The following is a 14897-nucleotide window of genomic DNA, read 5'->3' as shown; positions in this document are numbered from 1 at the left end:
GCCTCCTCCGAATCCGTTACGCCTTGGAAATGCGGCAGAGCGTCGTCTTAGTCTCCTGCATCATGGTGACCGCGTCGTAGCCGTAGGTGGTGGCGGTGTTGACCGCTTCCCCACGGACGATGGGCGCCGCCCCCTGCGGATACTTGTCCAGCAGGTCCTGGCCCATCCACCATCCCGCGAAGTGGAACGGTAGGAACACCGTTCCCGGGGCCACGCGCTCGGTGACCAGCGCCTTGACCTTGATGCGCGCCTTGGTGGGGGACTCCACCCACACGTACTCGCCGTTGCGCACCCCGGCGTTGTTGGCGTCCTTCGGGTTCACCTCGACGAACATGTCCTGCTGCAGCTCGGCGAGCCACGGGTTGGACCGGGTCTCGTCGCCCCCGCCCTCGTACTCCACGAGCCGGCCGCTGGTCATGATTAGCGGATACTCCTTGGAGATCTCCTTGTTCGCCATCTGGATGGTCTTGAACAAGGTGGGCATGCGCCAGAACGCCTTCTTGTCGTCATGAGTGGGATACTTCTCTACAAGATCCGGCCGCGGCGAGTAGAGGGGCTCCCGGTGCTGCGGGATGGGATCGGGGAAGTTCCACACCACCGCCCGGGCCTTGGCGTTGCCGAAGGGATGGCAGCCGTGGTTCTTCATCACCACCCGGATGATGCCGCCGGAGAGGTCGGTCTTCCAGTTCTTGCCTTCGGCCTCCTTCTTCTCTTCCTCGGTCAGCTCGTCCCACCAGCCTAGTTTTTTGAGGAACACGTGGTCGAACTCGGGATAGCCGGTAGTGATGTCGGCGCCCTTGGAGTGGGAGCCGTCCTCCGCCAGCAGCGATACTCCATCCCGCTCCACGCCGAAGTTGGCGCGGAAGTTGCCGCCGCCGTCCATGACGTGCTTGGAGGTGTCGTACAGGTTGGGGGTACCCGGGTGCTTCAGCTCCGGCGTCCCATAGCAGGGCCACGGCAGCCCGAAGTAGTCGCCGTCCAGCACGTACCCGGTCTCCTTATCCACCCCGCCCTTGGCCCGCAGAGTCTTCACGTCGAAGACGTGCATGTTGCGCATGTGGGCCTTCAACCGCTCCGGCGACTGCCCCGTGTAGCCGATGGTCCAGGTCCCTCGGTTGATCTCCCGCAGGATCGATTCGGGTTCGGGTTCCTCGAACTTGTCTGGATCGGGCTTGACGATCTTCAGGTTCTTGGCGAACTCTTTTTCGAACCCGAACTTCTTGGCCAAAGCGTACATAATCGCCTGGTCGGTCTGGGACTCGAATAGGGGCTTGATCACCCGCTCCCGCCACTGGATCGACCGGTTGGACGCCGTGCAGGACCCGGACGTCTCGAACTGGGTGGCTGCCGGCAGGAGGTACGCGCCGTCGGTGCGGGCGAGGGCAGCCATGGCCGCAGTGGCGGACGGGTAAGGGTCGATCACGACGATGAGGTCGAGCTTCTTTATCGCCTCCAGCATGTCCTTGTTGCGGGACTGGCTGTTGGGCGCGTGGCCCCAGTAGATCACCGCCCGCAGGTTGGGATCTTGGTCGATGTTCTCGTTTTTCTCCAGCACCGCGTCGAACCAGCGGGACACGGTGATGCCCGGCTTGGTCATCATGGCCTCGGAGGCGAAGCGGCCCTTCAGCCACTCGTAGTCCACGCCCCACACCCTCGCCCAGTGCTTCCACGATCCCGGCGCGATGCCGTAGTAGCCCGGCAGGGAATCCGGGTTGGGCCCCACGTCGGTGGCGCCCTGCACGTTGTCGTGGCCGCGGTAGATGTTGCACCCGCCCCCTGAGACGCCCACGTTACCGAGGGCGAGCTGCAGGATGCAGGAAGCGCGCACGATGGCGTTGCCGGTGGTGTGCTGGGTCTGGCCCATGGCCCACACGATGGTGGACGGCCGGTTCTCCGCCATAAGCTTAGCCACCGTGTAGACCGACTTTTCGTCCAGGCCGGTGACGTCTTCCACCTTGTCCGGAGTCCACTTGGTCAGGACTTCCTCCTTGACCTTGTCCATGCCGTAGACCCGCTGGCGGATGTACTCCTTGTCTTCCCAGCCGTTCTTGAAAATGTGATAGAGCAGCCCCATCAGGAACGCCACGTCGCTACCGGAGCGGGTGCGGAAATAATAATCCGCCTTGGCCGCGGTGCGGGTGAAGCGGGGATCCACCACGATCACCTTGGCCCCGTTCTCCTTCGCGTGCAGCGTATGCAGCATCGACACCGGGTGCGCCTCGGCGGCGTTGGAGCCGAAGAACAGGATGCACTTGGAGAACTGCTCGTCGTTGTAGGAGTTGGTCATGGCCCCGTAACCCCAGGTGTTCGCCACCCCCGCCACGGTGGTGGAGTGGCAGATGCGCGCCTGGTGGTCGCAGTTATTCGAGCCCCACATGGACACGAACTTGCGCAGCAGGTAAGCCTGCTCGTTGCTGTGCTTGCTGGAGCCGATCCAATACACCGCGTCGGGGCCGCTCTCCTTGCGGATGGCGAGCAGCTTGTCGCCCACCTCGTTGATCGCCTGCTCCCAACTGATCTTCTGCCACTTGCCGCCCGCGAGCTTCATGGGATAGCGCAGGCGATGCTCGCCGTGGCCGTGCTCGCGCACGGATGCGCCCTTGGCGCAGTGTGAACCCAGGTTGATGGGCGAATCGAACACCGGCTCCTGCCGCACCCACACCCCGTTCTTCACCACGGCGTCGATGGCGCAACCCACCGAGCAGTGGGTACACACGGTGCGCCGCACCTCCACGGAACCCGCGCCTTCGGCCTTGGCGGCCTGGGCCCTATCCATCATGGAGAAGGGCAACTGGCTGGCAAAGGCGCCGGCACCGACCGCGATGCCGGAGCGCCTGAGGAAGGTGCGCCGGTCCATGGTGTTGCCCAGGAAAGCGGCCACGCTACGGCTCAGGCGACCCGAGCGCTGGACCTCAGTCGTCGATTTCTTGATCAGCAACATGTTTAGAGCCTCCTCCTTCCGTCAGACCCGGGCGGTCTGGTAGTACTGGCGCACGTGGGCCGTCTCCTGGTAGCCCCGCTTGGCGGCCGCCGCTTTCCCGGCTTTCGCCTTGAGGTGCGCCGGGGAAGTCCCGGTCAAAGCGGCCGTCGCGGCCGCCGCGCCGCCGGCGGTGAGCGCCAGCATGAACTTGCGCCTTCCGGCATTGGTCGTCGCGCTCATGGTCTTTACCCTCCTCTTCTCTGTCAGCCGTCAATCGGCAATGTCGAACGAAGCCACTTCCACATCGAAAAAAGCTGCAGCAAACCTGGCCACGTGCCTGAAAAAATCGGCCTCCTCGGTCCGCGCCAGGCTCTCGGCGAGCCTCGGGTACCAGGATTTCACATGGGCGGAGAAAAACCGCTTCTGGGTCTCCAGCCCGGCCCCGGAAAGAATCAGGATGCGCATCACATCGCACAGGGCCGCGATGTGATCCTCGGGTTCGCCGGCGGTGAGCTTGCGGGAAAACCCCAGCACCGCCAGGTCGTCCCGCAGCGCCGCCAGGGGCTTTTCCATCATAAACCCGGCCAGGTAATAGGAGCCGAACACCATGACCTTGGGCCGCCCCACGCCGTAGAACAGGGTCTCGAACTCTTCCCGCACCCGCGCCGGATCGGCCGCCGCGGCCGCGGCCTTCAGATCGCGCCAGGCGGAAGCGAAAGGCGACGCCCCCTCTCCTCCCGGCCCCGCATCGGATTGGGCCACCAGGCGCAGCAGCTCGTCCGACGGCGGCGCGTAGAACAAGTTGGAGATCAGCGCGTACATGTCGGCCCGGGCCAGATCCTCCGGAGCCACCGGCGCCGGGGCGTGCACGGTCATGGCGCTGCCGCTCATCGGGTCACCTCGAAGATGGACACCTTCTTCTCGCCTTGCATGAGGTCGATCACCCGGCAGTCGGCGCACATCTGCAGCCGGGTGAGCGCCCCCGCTTCGGCGAACATGGAATGGGAGGCGAGCTTGGCCGTCATGTTGTCGATCATCTGCTTCGTGGCGAAGGGCTTACCGCACTTCACGCAGTGGAAAGGCTCCGCCTCGTTGAGCACCCGCGGCTCCTTGGACGCCTTGGACAGCAGCAGCCGGGGCGCCAGGGTGATGGCACCCTCGGGACAGGTCTTGGCGCACAGGCCGCACTGCACGCAATTGGCCTCGACGAACTTGAGCTGGGGCAGCTCCTTGCCGTCCAGCAGGGCGCTCTCGGGACAGGCCCCGACGCAGGCCATGCACAGGGTGCAGCGTTCCTTGTCGAGGCGCACCTCGCCGTAAGGCGCTCCCGCCGACAGGGCGACCGCCTCCATGGGGCGGGGGGCATGGCGCAGGAGGTGCTCGAAGACGAAGTCCAGGGTGCTGCGCTTGTCGTTGGACAGGTTGAAAAGCGCGGGCGGACAGGTCTCGGCTCGGGGAAGATCCCACAGGGCCTCTTCCAGCGCCTCCACGTCAGAGGCCTCCACCAGATGCAGGTGGGTGCCGCCATAGCCCAGCCCGTGGAGAATTTCCTGGCCGTAGGTCATCTGTTGCCGCAGCGCCGCCAGATAGCCTTCCGCCTCGCCCCCGGTGCTCAACACCGCCACCTGGCCAGCCCCCAGGGCGATGGCGCCCAACATGAGGTCCAGCCCCACGGAACCCACGTGAAAGACTTCCACCGGAATCACCCGGGCGGGCAGGCCCTGGCCTTGGCGGCCGAGCTTCAAGAGGAGCTCGCGCCCGTCGGTGGCGTTGTGGAACAGCAAACAAGCGTCCTTCCCTCCGGCCCGGAGGTAGGCTTGCAGCAGAGCGCGCAAGCGAGTGCCCATGTCCGCGACCCGGGGATAGGCGTAGGTCATGGCGCCGGAGGGGCACACCGTGGCGCACCCGCCGCAACCCATGCACAGGTGAGGCTCCACCCGGACGTGATCCCCCTCCTCCGAAATGGCCGCCGTCGAGCAGACGTCGAGGCACTTGCTGCACCCGGTGATTTTCGATCGGCTGTGGGCGCAGATACTTTCTCTGTAGACGAAAAACTTCGGTTTCTCAAATTCGCCCACCAGCCCGAGCAGTTGCTGCGCCGCAAGAGCCTGGTCCAGGGGATCCCGGCCGGGGGCGAAATAGCCCTGGGGCGGCTGGGGCATGGACAACAGGGGCTTCTCGGACAGGTCCAGCACCAGGTCCCAGGTTTCCGAGCGCTCCCGCTCCGCCCGCTCGAAGTCGATGGCCCGCACCTCGCCGCAGGCCACCACACACTGGCGGTGGGCCTTGCACCGGTCCAGATCGATCTGGTAGGTGAAATCGATGGCGCGCTCCGGACAGACCCGGATGCAGGCGCCGCACCGGGTACAGACCTCCAGGTCGATGGGATTCGCCTGCTCCCAGCGGACTTGGAAAGCACCCAGGTATCCCCTGATTTCTTTCACCCGACCCGAGAACACCGGGTAGCGGCGCTCGGCGCCCAGGTCTCCCCCGCCGGCGGTGCTCGCCACCAGCACGCTCACCTCGAGTTGATTCGCCAGGCGGTCGGCCCAGGCGACGCAGGCCGCCGCCTGGCCGATGATCAGCAGGCGCCCTTCGGACTTGTAAGAGACCCGGGGTACCGGCTCGGGATCCGGCACCAGGGCCGCCGCCAGGAGGGCCGCCATCTTGGGACCGGCGTTGCGGCCGTCCCGGGACCAGCCGGCGGTTTCCCGGATATTGACGAAGCGCACCGGTGCCTGGGCGTCGATGCCCGCCGCCACCTCGGCGAAAAGGGGCGCCTCCTGGGTACAGGCCACCACCGTGTCCCCGCCGCTCTTCAGGGCCGCTTCCACTTCCCCGATCTGCCGCCGGCAAAGCTGTTGGTGGACGGGGAGAGGCGCGTCGAGCTGCATGCCCTTGGCCAACAATGACCCATCCACGGTCATCGTGCCATTGCAGGTACAGACCCGGATCGCCTTGTCGTTCAACGGCATTTCAATGGGTTAGCTTCGCTTGCGCAAAACCCTGTTGTTTATAGACCTCATAAATTCCAGCAATCCACGAGCCGGAGAAAACATGAAAGAAACGACAAGAAAGGAGAAATAAGGACAACGCCCCTTTCCGCCCGCCGATCTTTCCGGCCAGGTTCAGGCGCGGGCGTCGGGGTTCCGGGGCTCTGCTTGGTCGGGGGACGGGGTATCGGGGGCGGCGGGCGCTCCCTCGCCCCGGGCCTCGGAGGGCTCCGGGGCGGCAGGCGGCTCTTGCCCCGGCGGCGGGAGGCCCTCCCCGGCCTGGGCCAGCGCCGGTCCTTGCGGCGCCTCCTCCTCCCGGGAGCGGCTCTGCAGCAAGTGCTCCACGGTATGGGTCAGCCTGGCCAGCAGCTCTGGCTCCAGGGGCTCGAACTTGTTGTAGTCGTCGATGTACACGTCGAGCCCGTCCATGACGTTGAAATGGGGGTCGCCGAAGAGCTTTTTCAGCGCCGCCCGGCGCAGCCCGTCCTCCACCTTGGGGTGCATGAATGCCCGGAAATCCGAGTCGAAGCTCAAGCTTTCCAGGGGCGGCAGGGGCGGAGGCGGGTCGTCCGCCGGCTTGCGCTCGGGGCCGCCCGGGCTCCCTTGAGCGGCCCGGGACTCTCGCTTGAGCCGGGACCAGCGGGCGAGGAAAGGCTCCTCCCCTCGCCGCGGGACGGGCGCGGGTTCCTTCCGGCCTTCGGCCGGCTTGCCGGCGGAGGGCGGGTCAGTCCTGTCGGAGCTTGCCATGGTGTTCCAGCCTGCTGGAGGCGTAGCGGCGGCGTTTTTTCGCCTCGGGGTCCGGCCGGTAGTGGGTTTCCACGAATTCCCCGACCCAGCGGTAGATCTCCGGCGACATGGGCACCCCGTCCACCTGCTCGTTGGCGTCCATCCACCGGGCCGCTTCCCCGTAGCTCACCGTGACGAAGGCGGGACGCGCTTCTCCTTGCTCGTCGTAGCGCCACAGGACGAAGACCCGGGGCTCGCTCGCCGAGACGTTGAGCCAGTAGTCTTCTGCCTCGTCCCGGCGTAGCTCCAGGCGGAAGCCGGTATGGAGCACCCGTCGGTGCCGTTCGTCCTCGAAGATCACCCGGGGCGGGGTCTCCGGGGGCGCGCCGTCCTCCACCACCCCGATAGCCTCCCAACGGTGGGAGCACCAAGGATTGTCCAGGCGCAAACGCTCCATGACGACCGCCACGGGCAAAGTTTCTGCAGGCATAGGATCCAATATAGTCTAAAGTAACAGGCAGCGTTCGAGCCTACCGGTTCCCCCGGAAACTTCAACGCCTTCGGATCGAAACGGGTGCACGGGCGCCTTGAGCATATGTCGGAGTTTTTGTAATAATTTTTCCGCTCTTACCCGTGCGGCCCCGGAACGACCCTTGCAACAGCTATTCGGAACCGTCCTAGAAACGAGGATTGGAAAAAATGAGCCATGACCTTGGGGCAAGCCCGCTGATAGACAAGTTCGGCCGCACGGTCAACTACATCCGCCTCTCGGTCACCGACCGCTGCGACTTCCGCTGTACCTACTGCATGGCGGAAGAGATGACTTTTCTTCCCCGCGCCCAGGTCCTGTCCCTGGAAGAATGCCTGCGGCTTGCCCGGGTGTTCGTGGGCCTGGGGGTCACCAAGATCCGCATCACCGGGGGCGAGCCCCTGGTGCGCAAAAACGTGCTCTGGCTGTTCCAGCAGCTCGGGCGGCTCCCGGGGCTCAAGGAGCTGGTGCTCACCACCAACGGCTCCCAGCTCGAGCGGTTCGCCCGGCCCCTGGTGGAAGCGGGGGTGCGCCGGGTAAACGTGAGCCTGGACAGTCTCGACCCGGACAAATTCAGGCGCATCACCCGAGTCGGGGACCTGGACAAGGTGCTGCGCGGGATCGCTGCGGCCAAGGCGGCGGGCTTCGCCGGCATCAAGCTCAACACCGTGATGATCCGGGGCGTGAACGAGGACGAGTTCTGCGACCTGGTGCAGTTCGCCGTGGACCAGGAGCTCGACATCGCCTTCATCGAGGAAATGCCGCTGGGGGACGTGGGCCACGCCCGGATCGACACCTACTACAGCTCGGACGACGCGCTGGCGCTCTTGGGCAGCCGCTTCGAGCTGGTCGCCAGCACCGAGACCACCGGTGGTCCGGCCCGCTACTGGCGCATCCCCGGCACCCGAACCAAGGTGGGATTCATCTCCCCCCACTCCCATAACTTCTGTGCCGCCTGCAACCGGGTGCGCGTCACCTGCACGGGCGAGCTTTTCCCCTGCCTGGGACAGAACGATTCCGCAAATCTGCTGCCCCTGCTGCGCGCCTATCCCGACGACGACCAGCCGGTGCGCCAAGCCATCATCGATGCCATGGGCATCAAGCCCCGGGGCCACGACTTCAACCTGTTCCAGGCCAAGCCCAAGGTGATCCGCTTCATGTCGGTGACGGGAGGCTGAGGCGGTGGACGCGCCTTATCGTCCCCGGCTCACCAACGCCGCCCGCCCCGCCACTTTCACCATCACGGCGGTCAACGAGCGGGGCGAGGAGCTGCCGACCCAGATCGCCGGCGAGCATCCCCTCACCCTGTACGTGGACAAGCGGGAGATCGTCACCCTCATGACCCTGGGAGGCGCCCCGGAAGCCCTGGTCATCGGCTACCTGCGCAATCAGCGGCTGGTGAACAGCATCGAGGACATCGTGGCGGTGCAGGTGGACTGGGAGACCGAGGCGGTGGCGGTCACCACCCGCAACGGCCTCGGCGATATCGATGAAAAGATGGAGAAGCGCACCGTCACCACCGGCTGCGGCCAGGGCACCGTGTTCGGCGACCTGATGGAGGAGATCGACCGGATCCGGCTGCCCGCCGACGTGACCCTCACGGAGGAGACCCTCTATGGGCTACTAGACAACGTGCGCCGCTACGAGTCCATCTACAAGCAGGCCGGCGCGGTCCATGGCTGCGCCCTGGCCAAAGGGGCCGACATCCTCATGTTCGTGGAGGATGTGGGACGACACAACGCGGTGGACGCCATCGCGGGCATGATGTGGCTGGACCGGCTGGAAGGGGCCGACAAGATCTTCTACACCACGGGGCGGCTCACCTCCGAAATGGTGATCAAGTGCGCCCAGATGGGGATTCCCTTCCTCGTCTCCCGCTCGGGCCTCACCCAGATGGGCTACGAGATCGCCCGCAAGGTGGGCATCACCATGATCGGCCGGGCCACCGGCAAGCACTACCTGCTGTTCACCGGTCGCGAGAGGTTCGTCAAGGCGTGAAGGTCACCGGGGTCCTCCTCGCCGGCGGCATGGGCAGGCGCATGGGGGGCGTGGACAAGGGCCTGCAGCTTCTCCAAGGCAAACCCCTGGCCCAGTGGGTGCTGGAGCGCTTCGCCCCCCAGGTGGATGAAGTGCTGGTCAACGCCAACCAGAATCTCGAGCAGTACGCCCGCTTCGGCTACCGGGTCGTTCCCGACCAGGTGGGGGGCTTCGCCGGCCCCCTGGCCGGCCTGCACCGGGGCTTCAGCGAGGCCGCCCATCCCCTGGTGGCCACAGTGCCCTGCGATTCCCCTTTTTTGCCCCTGGACCTGGTGGCGCGGCTACGCACCGCTTTGGAAGCGAATGATGCCGACCTGGCGGTGGCCAAGACCTTCGATCAACCCCACCCGGTGTTCTGCCTGGGCCGCCGAGCCCTCAAGGACCACCTGGAACGATATCTGGCGAGCGGCGGCCGCAAGATCGACGCCTGGTACGCGAGCCTGCGGGTGGCGGAAGTCCCCTTCGACGACGAGGCGGACGCATTCCGCAACATCAACACCCCGGAGGAGCTGGACCAGTCCGCCCAGTGGGTGAGGCCGTGAACGAAGCGGGAGAACCTCGGGACTACTTCACGGTCAAGGAGGTGGCGGAATACCTCCACCTCAACGAGAAGAAGATCTACGCCCTGGTCAAGGAGGGAGCGATTCCCGCCACCAAGGCCGCCGGCAAGTGGTTATTTCCCCGCAGGCTGGTGGACGAGTGGCTGCTGGAGTCGGCCCACGGGGGCGTGCTCACCGACCGCCTGGTGATTGCCGGCAGCGACGATCCCCTGCTCGCCGCCGCCGTAGCCCAGCTCGCCAGCCAAATGGGGGCATCCGCCCTGGTGACCCTGTCCCCCACAGGAACCCGCCTGGGGCTCGCCCTCCTCGCCCAGCGCCGGGCCCATGCGGCGGCCATCCACTGGGGCCCGGCTGCCGCCGCCGACCGGCGCCACCCCCAGCTCGCCCGCAGCTACCCCACCCACCGGGGCTGGATGCTGGTGCGGCTGGCGCGCCGGGAACAGGGCATCCTCCTGGGCCCCGCCGTCGCCGGGGCGACCGGGCTGGAGACCCTAGTGAAACCCGGAATACGCTGGGCCCTGCGCCAGGAGGGCGCCGGCTCCCAGCACTTCCTGGAAACCCAGCTCACCCAGCGGGGGCTCACCCTTCCCGAGGACCTGATAACCGCCCGGGCCCTCTCGGAGCGCCACGCCGCGGCCCTCATCGCCCAGGGCCAGGCCGACTGCGCGCCGGGGGTACACGGGGCCGCAGGGGAGTTCGGGCTCGCGTTTCTCCCCCTGGGCTGGGAATGTTTCGACCTGGTGCTGCCCCGGTCCGTGTACTTCCGCCGCCTGTTCCAGGATTTCCTGGAGGTGCTGCGCGGGTCGGAAATGGCCGCCGTCGCCGCCGCGCTGAAAGGCTACGATCTGGAGCCCCTGGGACGGATCCTGCCTATCCCGGAGGATTGATCCGGCGAGACCGCAAGGCCAGGGCAGCCGCCCGCCGGGAAGCCCCCTTGAGACCCACCCCCTCGTCCAGCACCACCGCTACCGGCATCGCCGCCAGCAAGGCGGAGAACCGCCCCTTGGCGCGGAACGGCTCGAGGAAAGCGGCACTCGTGAGGCGCGGGAGGATCTTGGGCGCGATGCCGCCGGCGAGGTAAACCCCGCCGGTGGCGAGGAAGGCCAGGGCCACGTTCCCCGCGAAGGCGCCGTACACCGCCACGAACAAGTCCAGCGCTTGATCGGCCACTGGGTCCTCCCCCGCCAGGGCAAGGGCAGTGATCTCCCGGGCGGTGCGCTGCCGGGGCGGCGCACCGGCCTGGCTCTGCAGGTAGCGGTCGATGGCCTCCAGCCCGGCCCCCGAGAGGACCCGCTCGTAGGACACCCGCCCGAAGCGGTCGGCCAGGGCCTCGGCCAGGCCCGCCTGGCGGGGTCCCAGGGACGCGAAGTCCATGTGGCCCGCCTCGGAGGCCACCGCCTGGTAGCGCTCCCCGGTCCACACCAAGGCCGCCACCCCCAGGCCGGTCCCCGCCCCCAGGACCACTTTGGCGCCGTGGGGCGCGGCGACACCGGGCTGCAGGACCGCCTGGTCTGGGGGGGCCAAGGCTTCGACCCCGTAGGCCGCCGCGACGAAATCGTTCAAAACCTCCACCCGGGCCACCCCCAGATCGGCGGCCAGTGCCGTAGCCTCCACCTGCCAGGGGAGGTTGGTGAACCGCGCCCAGCCTTCCTGCACCGGGCCGGCCACCGCAAAGCAGGCGGCCGCAAGCCGCTTGCGCAGCTCCCGGGCTCGGGGCTGGGCGAGAAACGCCTGCGCTGCCGCGGCGAGGCTGGGGTAGCCGGCGCTTAGATATACCTGCTCCAGGAGGGGCTGGGGCGCACCGCCCGCCACCCGTCCCAGTTGCAGTCGGGTATGGGTGCCGCCGATGTCGCCGGAGAGATAGGCGAGCTCCCCTTCCCCGCGGTCGCGGCCCGCCATGGGCTCACCTAGCGGCGATGGCGGGACTCGCCACCACCCGCACCGCCAGGGGTTCCGGGGCGCCGATCAGGTCCCCCTGGGCGTAATCCACCTGGAGCTCCCTGAGCTTTTCCAGGGTGACCCGGTCGGTCACGAACTCGGCCACCGTCTTCATCCCTAGTAGATGGGCGATGCGGTTGATCGCCTCCACGATGGCGTAATCCACCGGGTTGGTGGCCAGGTCGCGGATGAAGCTGCCGTCGATTTTCAGGAAGTCCACCGGTAGATGCTTGAGGTAGGCGAAGGAGGACATGCCCACGCCGAAATCGTCCAGGGCGAAGCGGCAACCCAGGGCCCGCAGGTCGTGCATGAACTCGCTCGCCTTGGTGAGGTTGGAGATGGCGGTGGTCTCGGTCACTTCGAAGCAGAGCCGCCGGGGTGGCACCCTCGCCGTCTCCATTCGGCGGCGCAGGAAGTCGGCGAAGGTGCTGTCGTTGAGGCTCGCCCCGGACAGGTTGATGGAGTAGCTGCTCTCCAGCTCTGCCCCTTGGTTTTCCGCTTCCCGGGTCATGAAGTCGAGGAGCGCTGTCACCACCCAGCGGTCCACCATGGGCAATAGGTTGAAGCGCTCGGCCGCCGGCATGAAATCGTTGGGGGCGAGCAGGTGGCCGGATTCATCCACCATACGCACCAGCACCTCATAATGGGGGCATCCGGCCCCCTCCGCCACCGGCACGATGGGCTGGCGATAGAGCCGGAAGCCGCCCTTTTCCAAGGCGCCGGTGATCTGGTGCACCATGGCCACGTCGCCCTGGGGCGTGCGAGTGAGGCCGGTGCCGGGCTGATACAGCTCCACCCGGCTGCCGCCTTTTTCCTTGGCCGCGTAGCAGGAGGCGTCGGCCGCGGCCAGCACGTCGGCCACCGTGCCGCTGTCGGCGTCCACCATGACCAGTCCGATACTCGCTCCCAGGGAGAAGGTTTTGCCTTTCCAATGGAAGCGGAAGTCGCGCACGATTTCCCGCAGGCCGTTGGCGATGCGGATGGCCTGGTCCGCGGGGCACGCCTCCAGCAACACGCCGAACTCGTCGCCGCCGAGGCGGGCCAGGGTGTCGCTGCCCCGGATCTTGACGTGCATCACCGCCGCAAGCTGTCGCAGCAGTTCGTCCCCCGCCACGTGGCCGCAGGTGTCGTTCACCGCCTTGAACCTGTCCAGGTCCAGGTAGAGCAGGGCGTGCTTGCGGCCGTCGGTCTTGGCCGATTCCAGGAGGTAGGCGAGCCGGCGCTCGAATTCCCGGCGGTTGACCAGGCCCGTGAGGGGGTCGTGGCTCGCCTGCCAAGTGAGCCGCTGGGCCATGGCGCGCACGTGGCTCACGTCGTGGAACACTACCACCAGCCCGGTCACCGTCCCGTCCGGCCCCCGGATGGGGGAACAGGCCTCCTCCACCGGGATGCGCCGTCCGTCCCGAGCCTTGAGGATCGCCGCCCGGGTGACTAGGGTGCGGCCCGCCGCCGCGCCGAAGCCGTGGGGCAAGGGCTTCTGGGTCTCCTCGTCCAGCACCACGTAGACCGTATCCAGCGGCAAGCCCCGCGCCTCGGCGCTGCGCCAGCCGGTGAGCTGCTCCGCCACGGCGTTCAACACCTCGATTGAGCCCCGGGCGTCGGTGGTGATCACCCCCTCGGCGATGGAGTGCAACGCCACCTCGGCCCGCTCCTTTTCCCGGTGCAACGCCGCCTCCGCCCGCCCGATGTGACGGATCACCAGCACCGCCACCAGCGCGCCGATCACCAGCAGGCCGCCCCCCAGCACGGCGAGGAATAGATACGCCCCCCGGGCGCCGGTGAGGGCCTCGTCCATGGCGGCGAGCATCTCCGCCCGCTGGGTGGCCACCGCCCCCATGAGCAGTTCCTCGAAACGGCCAGCGGGCTCCGCCTGGGACGAGCGCAGGCGTAGAGCTTCGTTGATCTGGCCCGCCTGGAGGGCGGCAGCCAGGGCGTCGTGCATCCGCTGCAGGGCGCGGCCGGCGTGCAGGAGCTCCTCCAGGGCGGCCCGCCTGGCGGGGTCCTGCTCCAGGGCTTCCAGCCGGTCCATGAGCTGGGCGGAGCGCCGTCCTAAGGCCTCGAAGCGGCGATAGGGCTCCGCCTGCTGGCGCAGGGTCCGGTCCACGAAGAGGACCCCTAGCAGCTCCGAGCGCTGGCGCGTCACGTCCAGCAGGTCGGCGGTGACCTGCATCTTGGTCCCCTGACGGTAAGCGATATGGTCGATGCGGCCGGTCAACTCGTCGAGCCGCGCCATCCCCATGGCCACCAGCTCCACCATCAGGACCAGCATGACGGCGAAGCCGGCTACCGCTACCGCCCGGGGCTTGAGCCAGCGGCGCCCCCGCGTCCAGGCCAGGGTCTCAGCCATGGCCGCCACCCCGCGCGGCGGGATGCTGGCGGTAGAACCGGCGCATTTGCTCGTACACCGCCGGATAGGCCGCCTTGAGGGTCCGGGGCGCCTGGAAGAAGGCCTCGCTCGCTACCGCGAAGAACTCCCCCGGCGCTTCCGCCCCGTAGGGGTCGATCGGGGTGGGCAGGCCCCGTTCGGCGCGCCAGCGCAGGTCCTGGTAGGCCTCCTCGAAGGCCGTCTTCCAGGCCTTCGGGTCCATGCCCGGATGAAGGGGCGGCATACCGTTAGCATCGCCGTTCAGCATGTCCAGCTTGTGGGCGAACTCGTGGATCACCACATTCACCGGTCCCTCGTGCCAGGACGGGTCCACGTCGGCGGCCGAGAGGATCACGGGCCCTTGCAGCCAGGATTCTCCGGCCAGGGGCTCCCGCACCGTGTGGACCACGCCCGCCTCGTCCACGTATTCCCGCTCCGGAACGAACTCGTCGGGATAGACAATCACCTCCACCCAGTCCTTGTAATAGTCCAGATCCAGGTTGAGGATCAGAAGGCACGCCTGGGCCCCGATGACGAGCCGCGTTTCCTCGTCCACCTCGTAGCCGCCGGCGCCATGGATGCTCTTCTCGTGGAGGAAGAGAGCGGTCCAGTCTTTGAGCCGCGCGCCCTCGTCCTCGCTTAGATCCTTAAGGAACGGCACCCGTTCGATCACCCCGGCCCAGGCGCCGGGGTCGATGGGATGGCGCGCCAGCACCCGCCTGCGCTGCCATTTCCGTATTCGCCTCAGCATGGAGCCGAGTATAGCTCGACGGAACATCCCGGGTTGAAACTTCCCAGCCGCTCCGTTAGGCTTGCGGCTGAAACGACC

13 protein-coding genes are annotated in these 14897 nt (G+C 67.3%); 4 read left to right on the top strand and 9 right to left on the bottom strand.

What is annotated here, in order from left to right; translation table 11 throughout:
- Positions 1-16: 16 nt before the first annotated feature.
- The 6 genes from ACUVYZ_RS12040 to ACUVYZ_RS12015 all read right to left on the bottom strand — a co-directional run bounded on the left by ACUVYZ_RS12040 (position 17) and on the right by ACUVYZ_RS12015 (position 7108).
- Entirely contained in the window at positions 17-2938 is a 2922-nt protein-coding gene (locus ACUVYZ_RS12040; protein WP_439934725.1) for a formate dehydrogenase subunit alpha, read from the bottom strand.
- Between the two features lie 24 nt (positions 2939-2962).
- Positions 2963-3160: a twin-arginine translocation signal domain-containing protein gene (locus ACUVYZ_RS12035; RefSeq protein WP_439934688.1), complete on the bottom strand. Its 198-nt coding sequence runs from the start codon at positions 3158-3160 to the stop codon at positions 2963-2965.
- 30 nt (positions 3161-3190) lie between these two features.
- A complete protein-coding gene (locus tag ACUVYZ_RS12030; protein ID WP_439934687.1) occupies positions 3191-3811 on the bottom strand; it encodes a TorD/DmsD family molecular chaperone in 621 nt (206 codons plus the stop codon).
- On the bottom strand, positions 3808-5895 hold the full coding sequence (locus ACUVYZ_RS12025; RefSeq protein ID WP_439934686.1) for a 4Fe-4S binding protein: 2088 nt from the start codon (positions 5893-5895) through the stop codon (positions 3808-3810). The genes ACUVYZ_RS12030 and ACUVYZ_RS12025 overlap by 4 nt, the downstream gene beginning before the upstream one ends.
- 153 nt (positions 5896-6048) lie before the next feature.
- Positions 6049-6660 carry a DUF3306 domain-containing protein gene (locus ACUVYZ_RS12020; protein WP_439934685.1) on the bottom strand — a complete coding sequence of 204 codons (612 nt, stop codon included), beginning with the start codon at positions 6658-6660 and terminating at the stop codon, positions 6049-6051.
- On the bottom strand, positions 6638-7108 hold the full coding sequence (locus ACUVYZ_RS12015) for a DUF3305 domain-containing protein (RefSeq protein WP_439934684.1): 471 nt from the start codon (positions 7106-7108) through the stop codon (positions 6638-6640). The genes ACUVYZ_RS12020 and ACUVYZ_RS12015 overlap by 23 nt, the downstream gene beginning before the upstream one ends.
- 230 nt (positions 7109-7338) lie before the next feature.
- On the opposite strand from ACUVYZ_RS12015, the gene moaA reads away from it, so the two are divergent.
- The 4 genes from moaA to ACUVYZ_RS11995 are packed head-to-tail and all read left to right on the top strand — an operon-like array spanning position 7339 to position 10652.
- Positions 7339-8346 carry a GTP 3',8-cyclase MoaA gene (gene moaA / locus ACUVYZ_RS12010; protein WP_439934683.1) on the top strand — a complete coding sequence of 336 codons (1008 nt, stop codon included), beginning with the start codon at positions 7339-7341 and terminating at the stop codon, positions 8344-8346.
- A gap of 4 nt (positions 8347-8350) precedes the next feature.
- Entirely contained in the window at positions 8351-9166 is an 816-nt protein-coding gene (locus ACUVYZ_RS12005) for a formate dehydrogenase accessory sulfurtransferase FdhD (protein ID WP_439934682.1), read from the top strand.
- Entirely contained in the window at positions 9163-9747 is a 585-nt protein-coding gene (gene mobA / locus ACUVYZ_RS12000) for a molybdenum cofactor guanylyltransferase MobA (RefSeq protein ID WP_439934681.1), read from the top strand. The genes ACUVYZ_RS12005 and mobA overlap by 4 nt, the downstream gene beginning before the upstream one ends.
- Entirely contained in the window at positions 9732-10652 is a 921-nt protein-coding gene (locus tag ACUVYZ_RS11995) for a substrate-binding domain-containing protein (RefSeq protein WP_439934680.1), read from the top strand. The genes mobA and ACUVYZ_RS11995 overlap by 16 nt, the downstream gene beginning before the upstream one ends.
- Here the strand turns inward: ACUVYZ_RS11995 and glk are convergent.
- The 3 genes from glk to ACUVYZ_RS11980 are packed head-to-tail and all read right to left on the bottom strand — an operon-like array spanning position 10636 to position 14819.
- A complete protein-coding gene (gene glk, locus ACUVYZ_RS11990; protein ID WP_439934679.1) occupies positions 10636-11664 on the bottom strand; it encodes a glucokinase in 1029 nt (342 codons plus the stop codon). The genes ACUVYZ_RS11995 and glk overlap by 17 nt on opposite strands.
- Before the next feature lie 4 nt (positions 11665-11668).
- On the bottom strand, positions 11669-14050 hold the full coding sequence (locus tag ACUVYZ_RS11985) for an EAL domain-containing protein (RefSeq protein ID WP_439934678.1): 2382 nt from the start codon (positions 14048-14050) through the stop codon (positions 11669-11671).
- Positions 14043-14819 (bottom strand): M90 family metallopeptidase, encoded by a 777-nt coding sequence (locus tag ACUVYZ_RS11980; protein WP_439934677.1) that lies wholly within the window; start codon positions 14817-14819, stop codon positions 14043-14045. Before ACUVYZ_RS11980 ends, ACUVYZ_RS11985 begins: the two co-directional genes overlap by 8 nt.
- Positions 14820-14897: the final 78 nt, after the last annotated feature.

This window comes from Pelomicrobium sp. P1 (assembly GCF_052805615.1).
This window is presented reverse-complemented; position numbering and strand designations above follow the sequence as displayed.

What these genes read in the sequence shown, in the direction of transcription:
- moaA (WP_439934683.1), top strand. Translation starts at nt 7,339, where the DNA reads ATGAGCCATGACCTTGGGGCAAGCCCGCTGATAGACAAGTTCGGCCGC.
- ACUVYZ_RS12020 (WP_439934685.1), bottom strand. Translation starts at nt 6,660, where the DNA reads ATGGCAAGCTCCGACAGGACTGACCCGCCCTCCGCCGGCAAGCCGGCC.
- ACUVYZ_RS11985 (WP_439934678.1), bottom strand. Translation starts at nt 14,050, where the DNA reads ATGGCTGAGACCCTGGCCTGGACGCGGGGGCGCCGCTGGCTCAAGCCC.
- glk (WP_439934679.1), bottom strand. Translation starts at nt 11,664, where the DNA reads ATGGCGGGCCGCGACCGCGGGGAAGGGGAGCTCGCCTATCTCTCCGGC.
- ACUVYZ_RS12035 (WP_439934688.1), bottom strand. Translation starts at nt 3,160, where the DNA reads ATGAGCGCGACGACCAATGCCGGAAGGCGCAAGTTCATGCTGGCGCTC.
- ACUVYZ_RS12030 (WP_439934687.1), bottom strand. Translation starts at nt 3,811, where the DNA reads ATGAGCGGCAGCGCCATGACCGTGCACGCCCCGGCGCCGGTGGCTCCG.
- ACUVYZ_RS12025 (WP_439934686.1), bottom strand. Translation starts at nt 5,895, where the DNA reads ATGCCGTTGAACGACAAGGCGATCCGGGTCTGTACCTGCAATGGCACG.
- ACUVYZ_RS11980 (WP_439934677.1), bottom strand. Translation starts at nt 14,819, where the DNA reads ATGCTGAGGCGAATACGGAAATGGCAGCGCAGGCGGGTGCTGGCGCGC.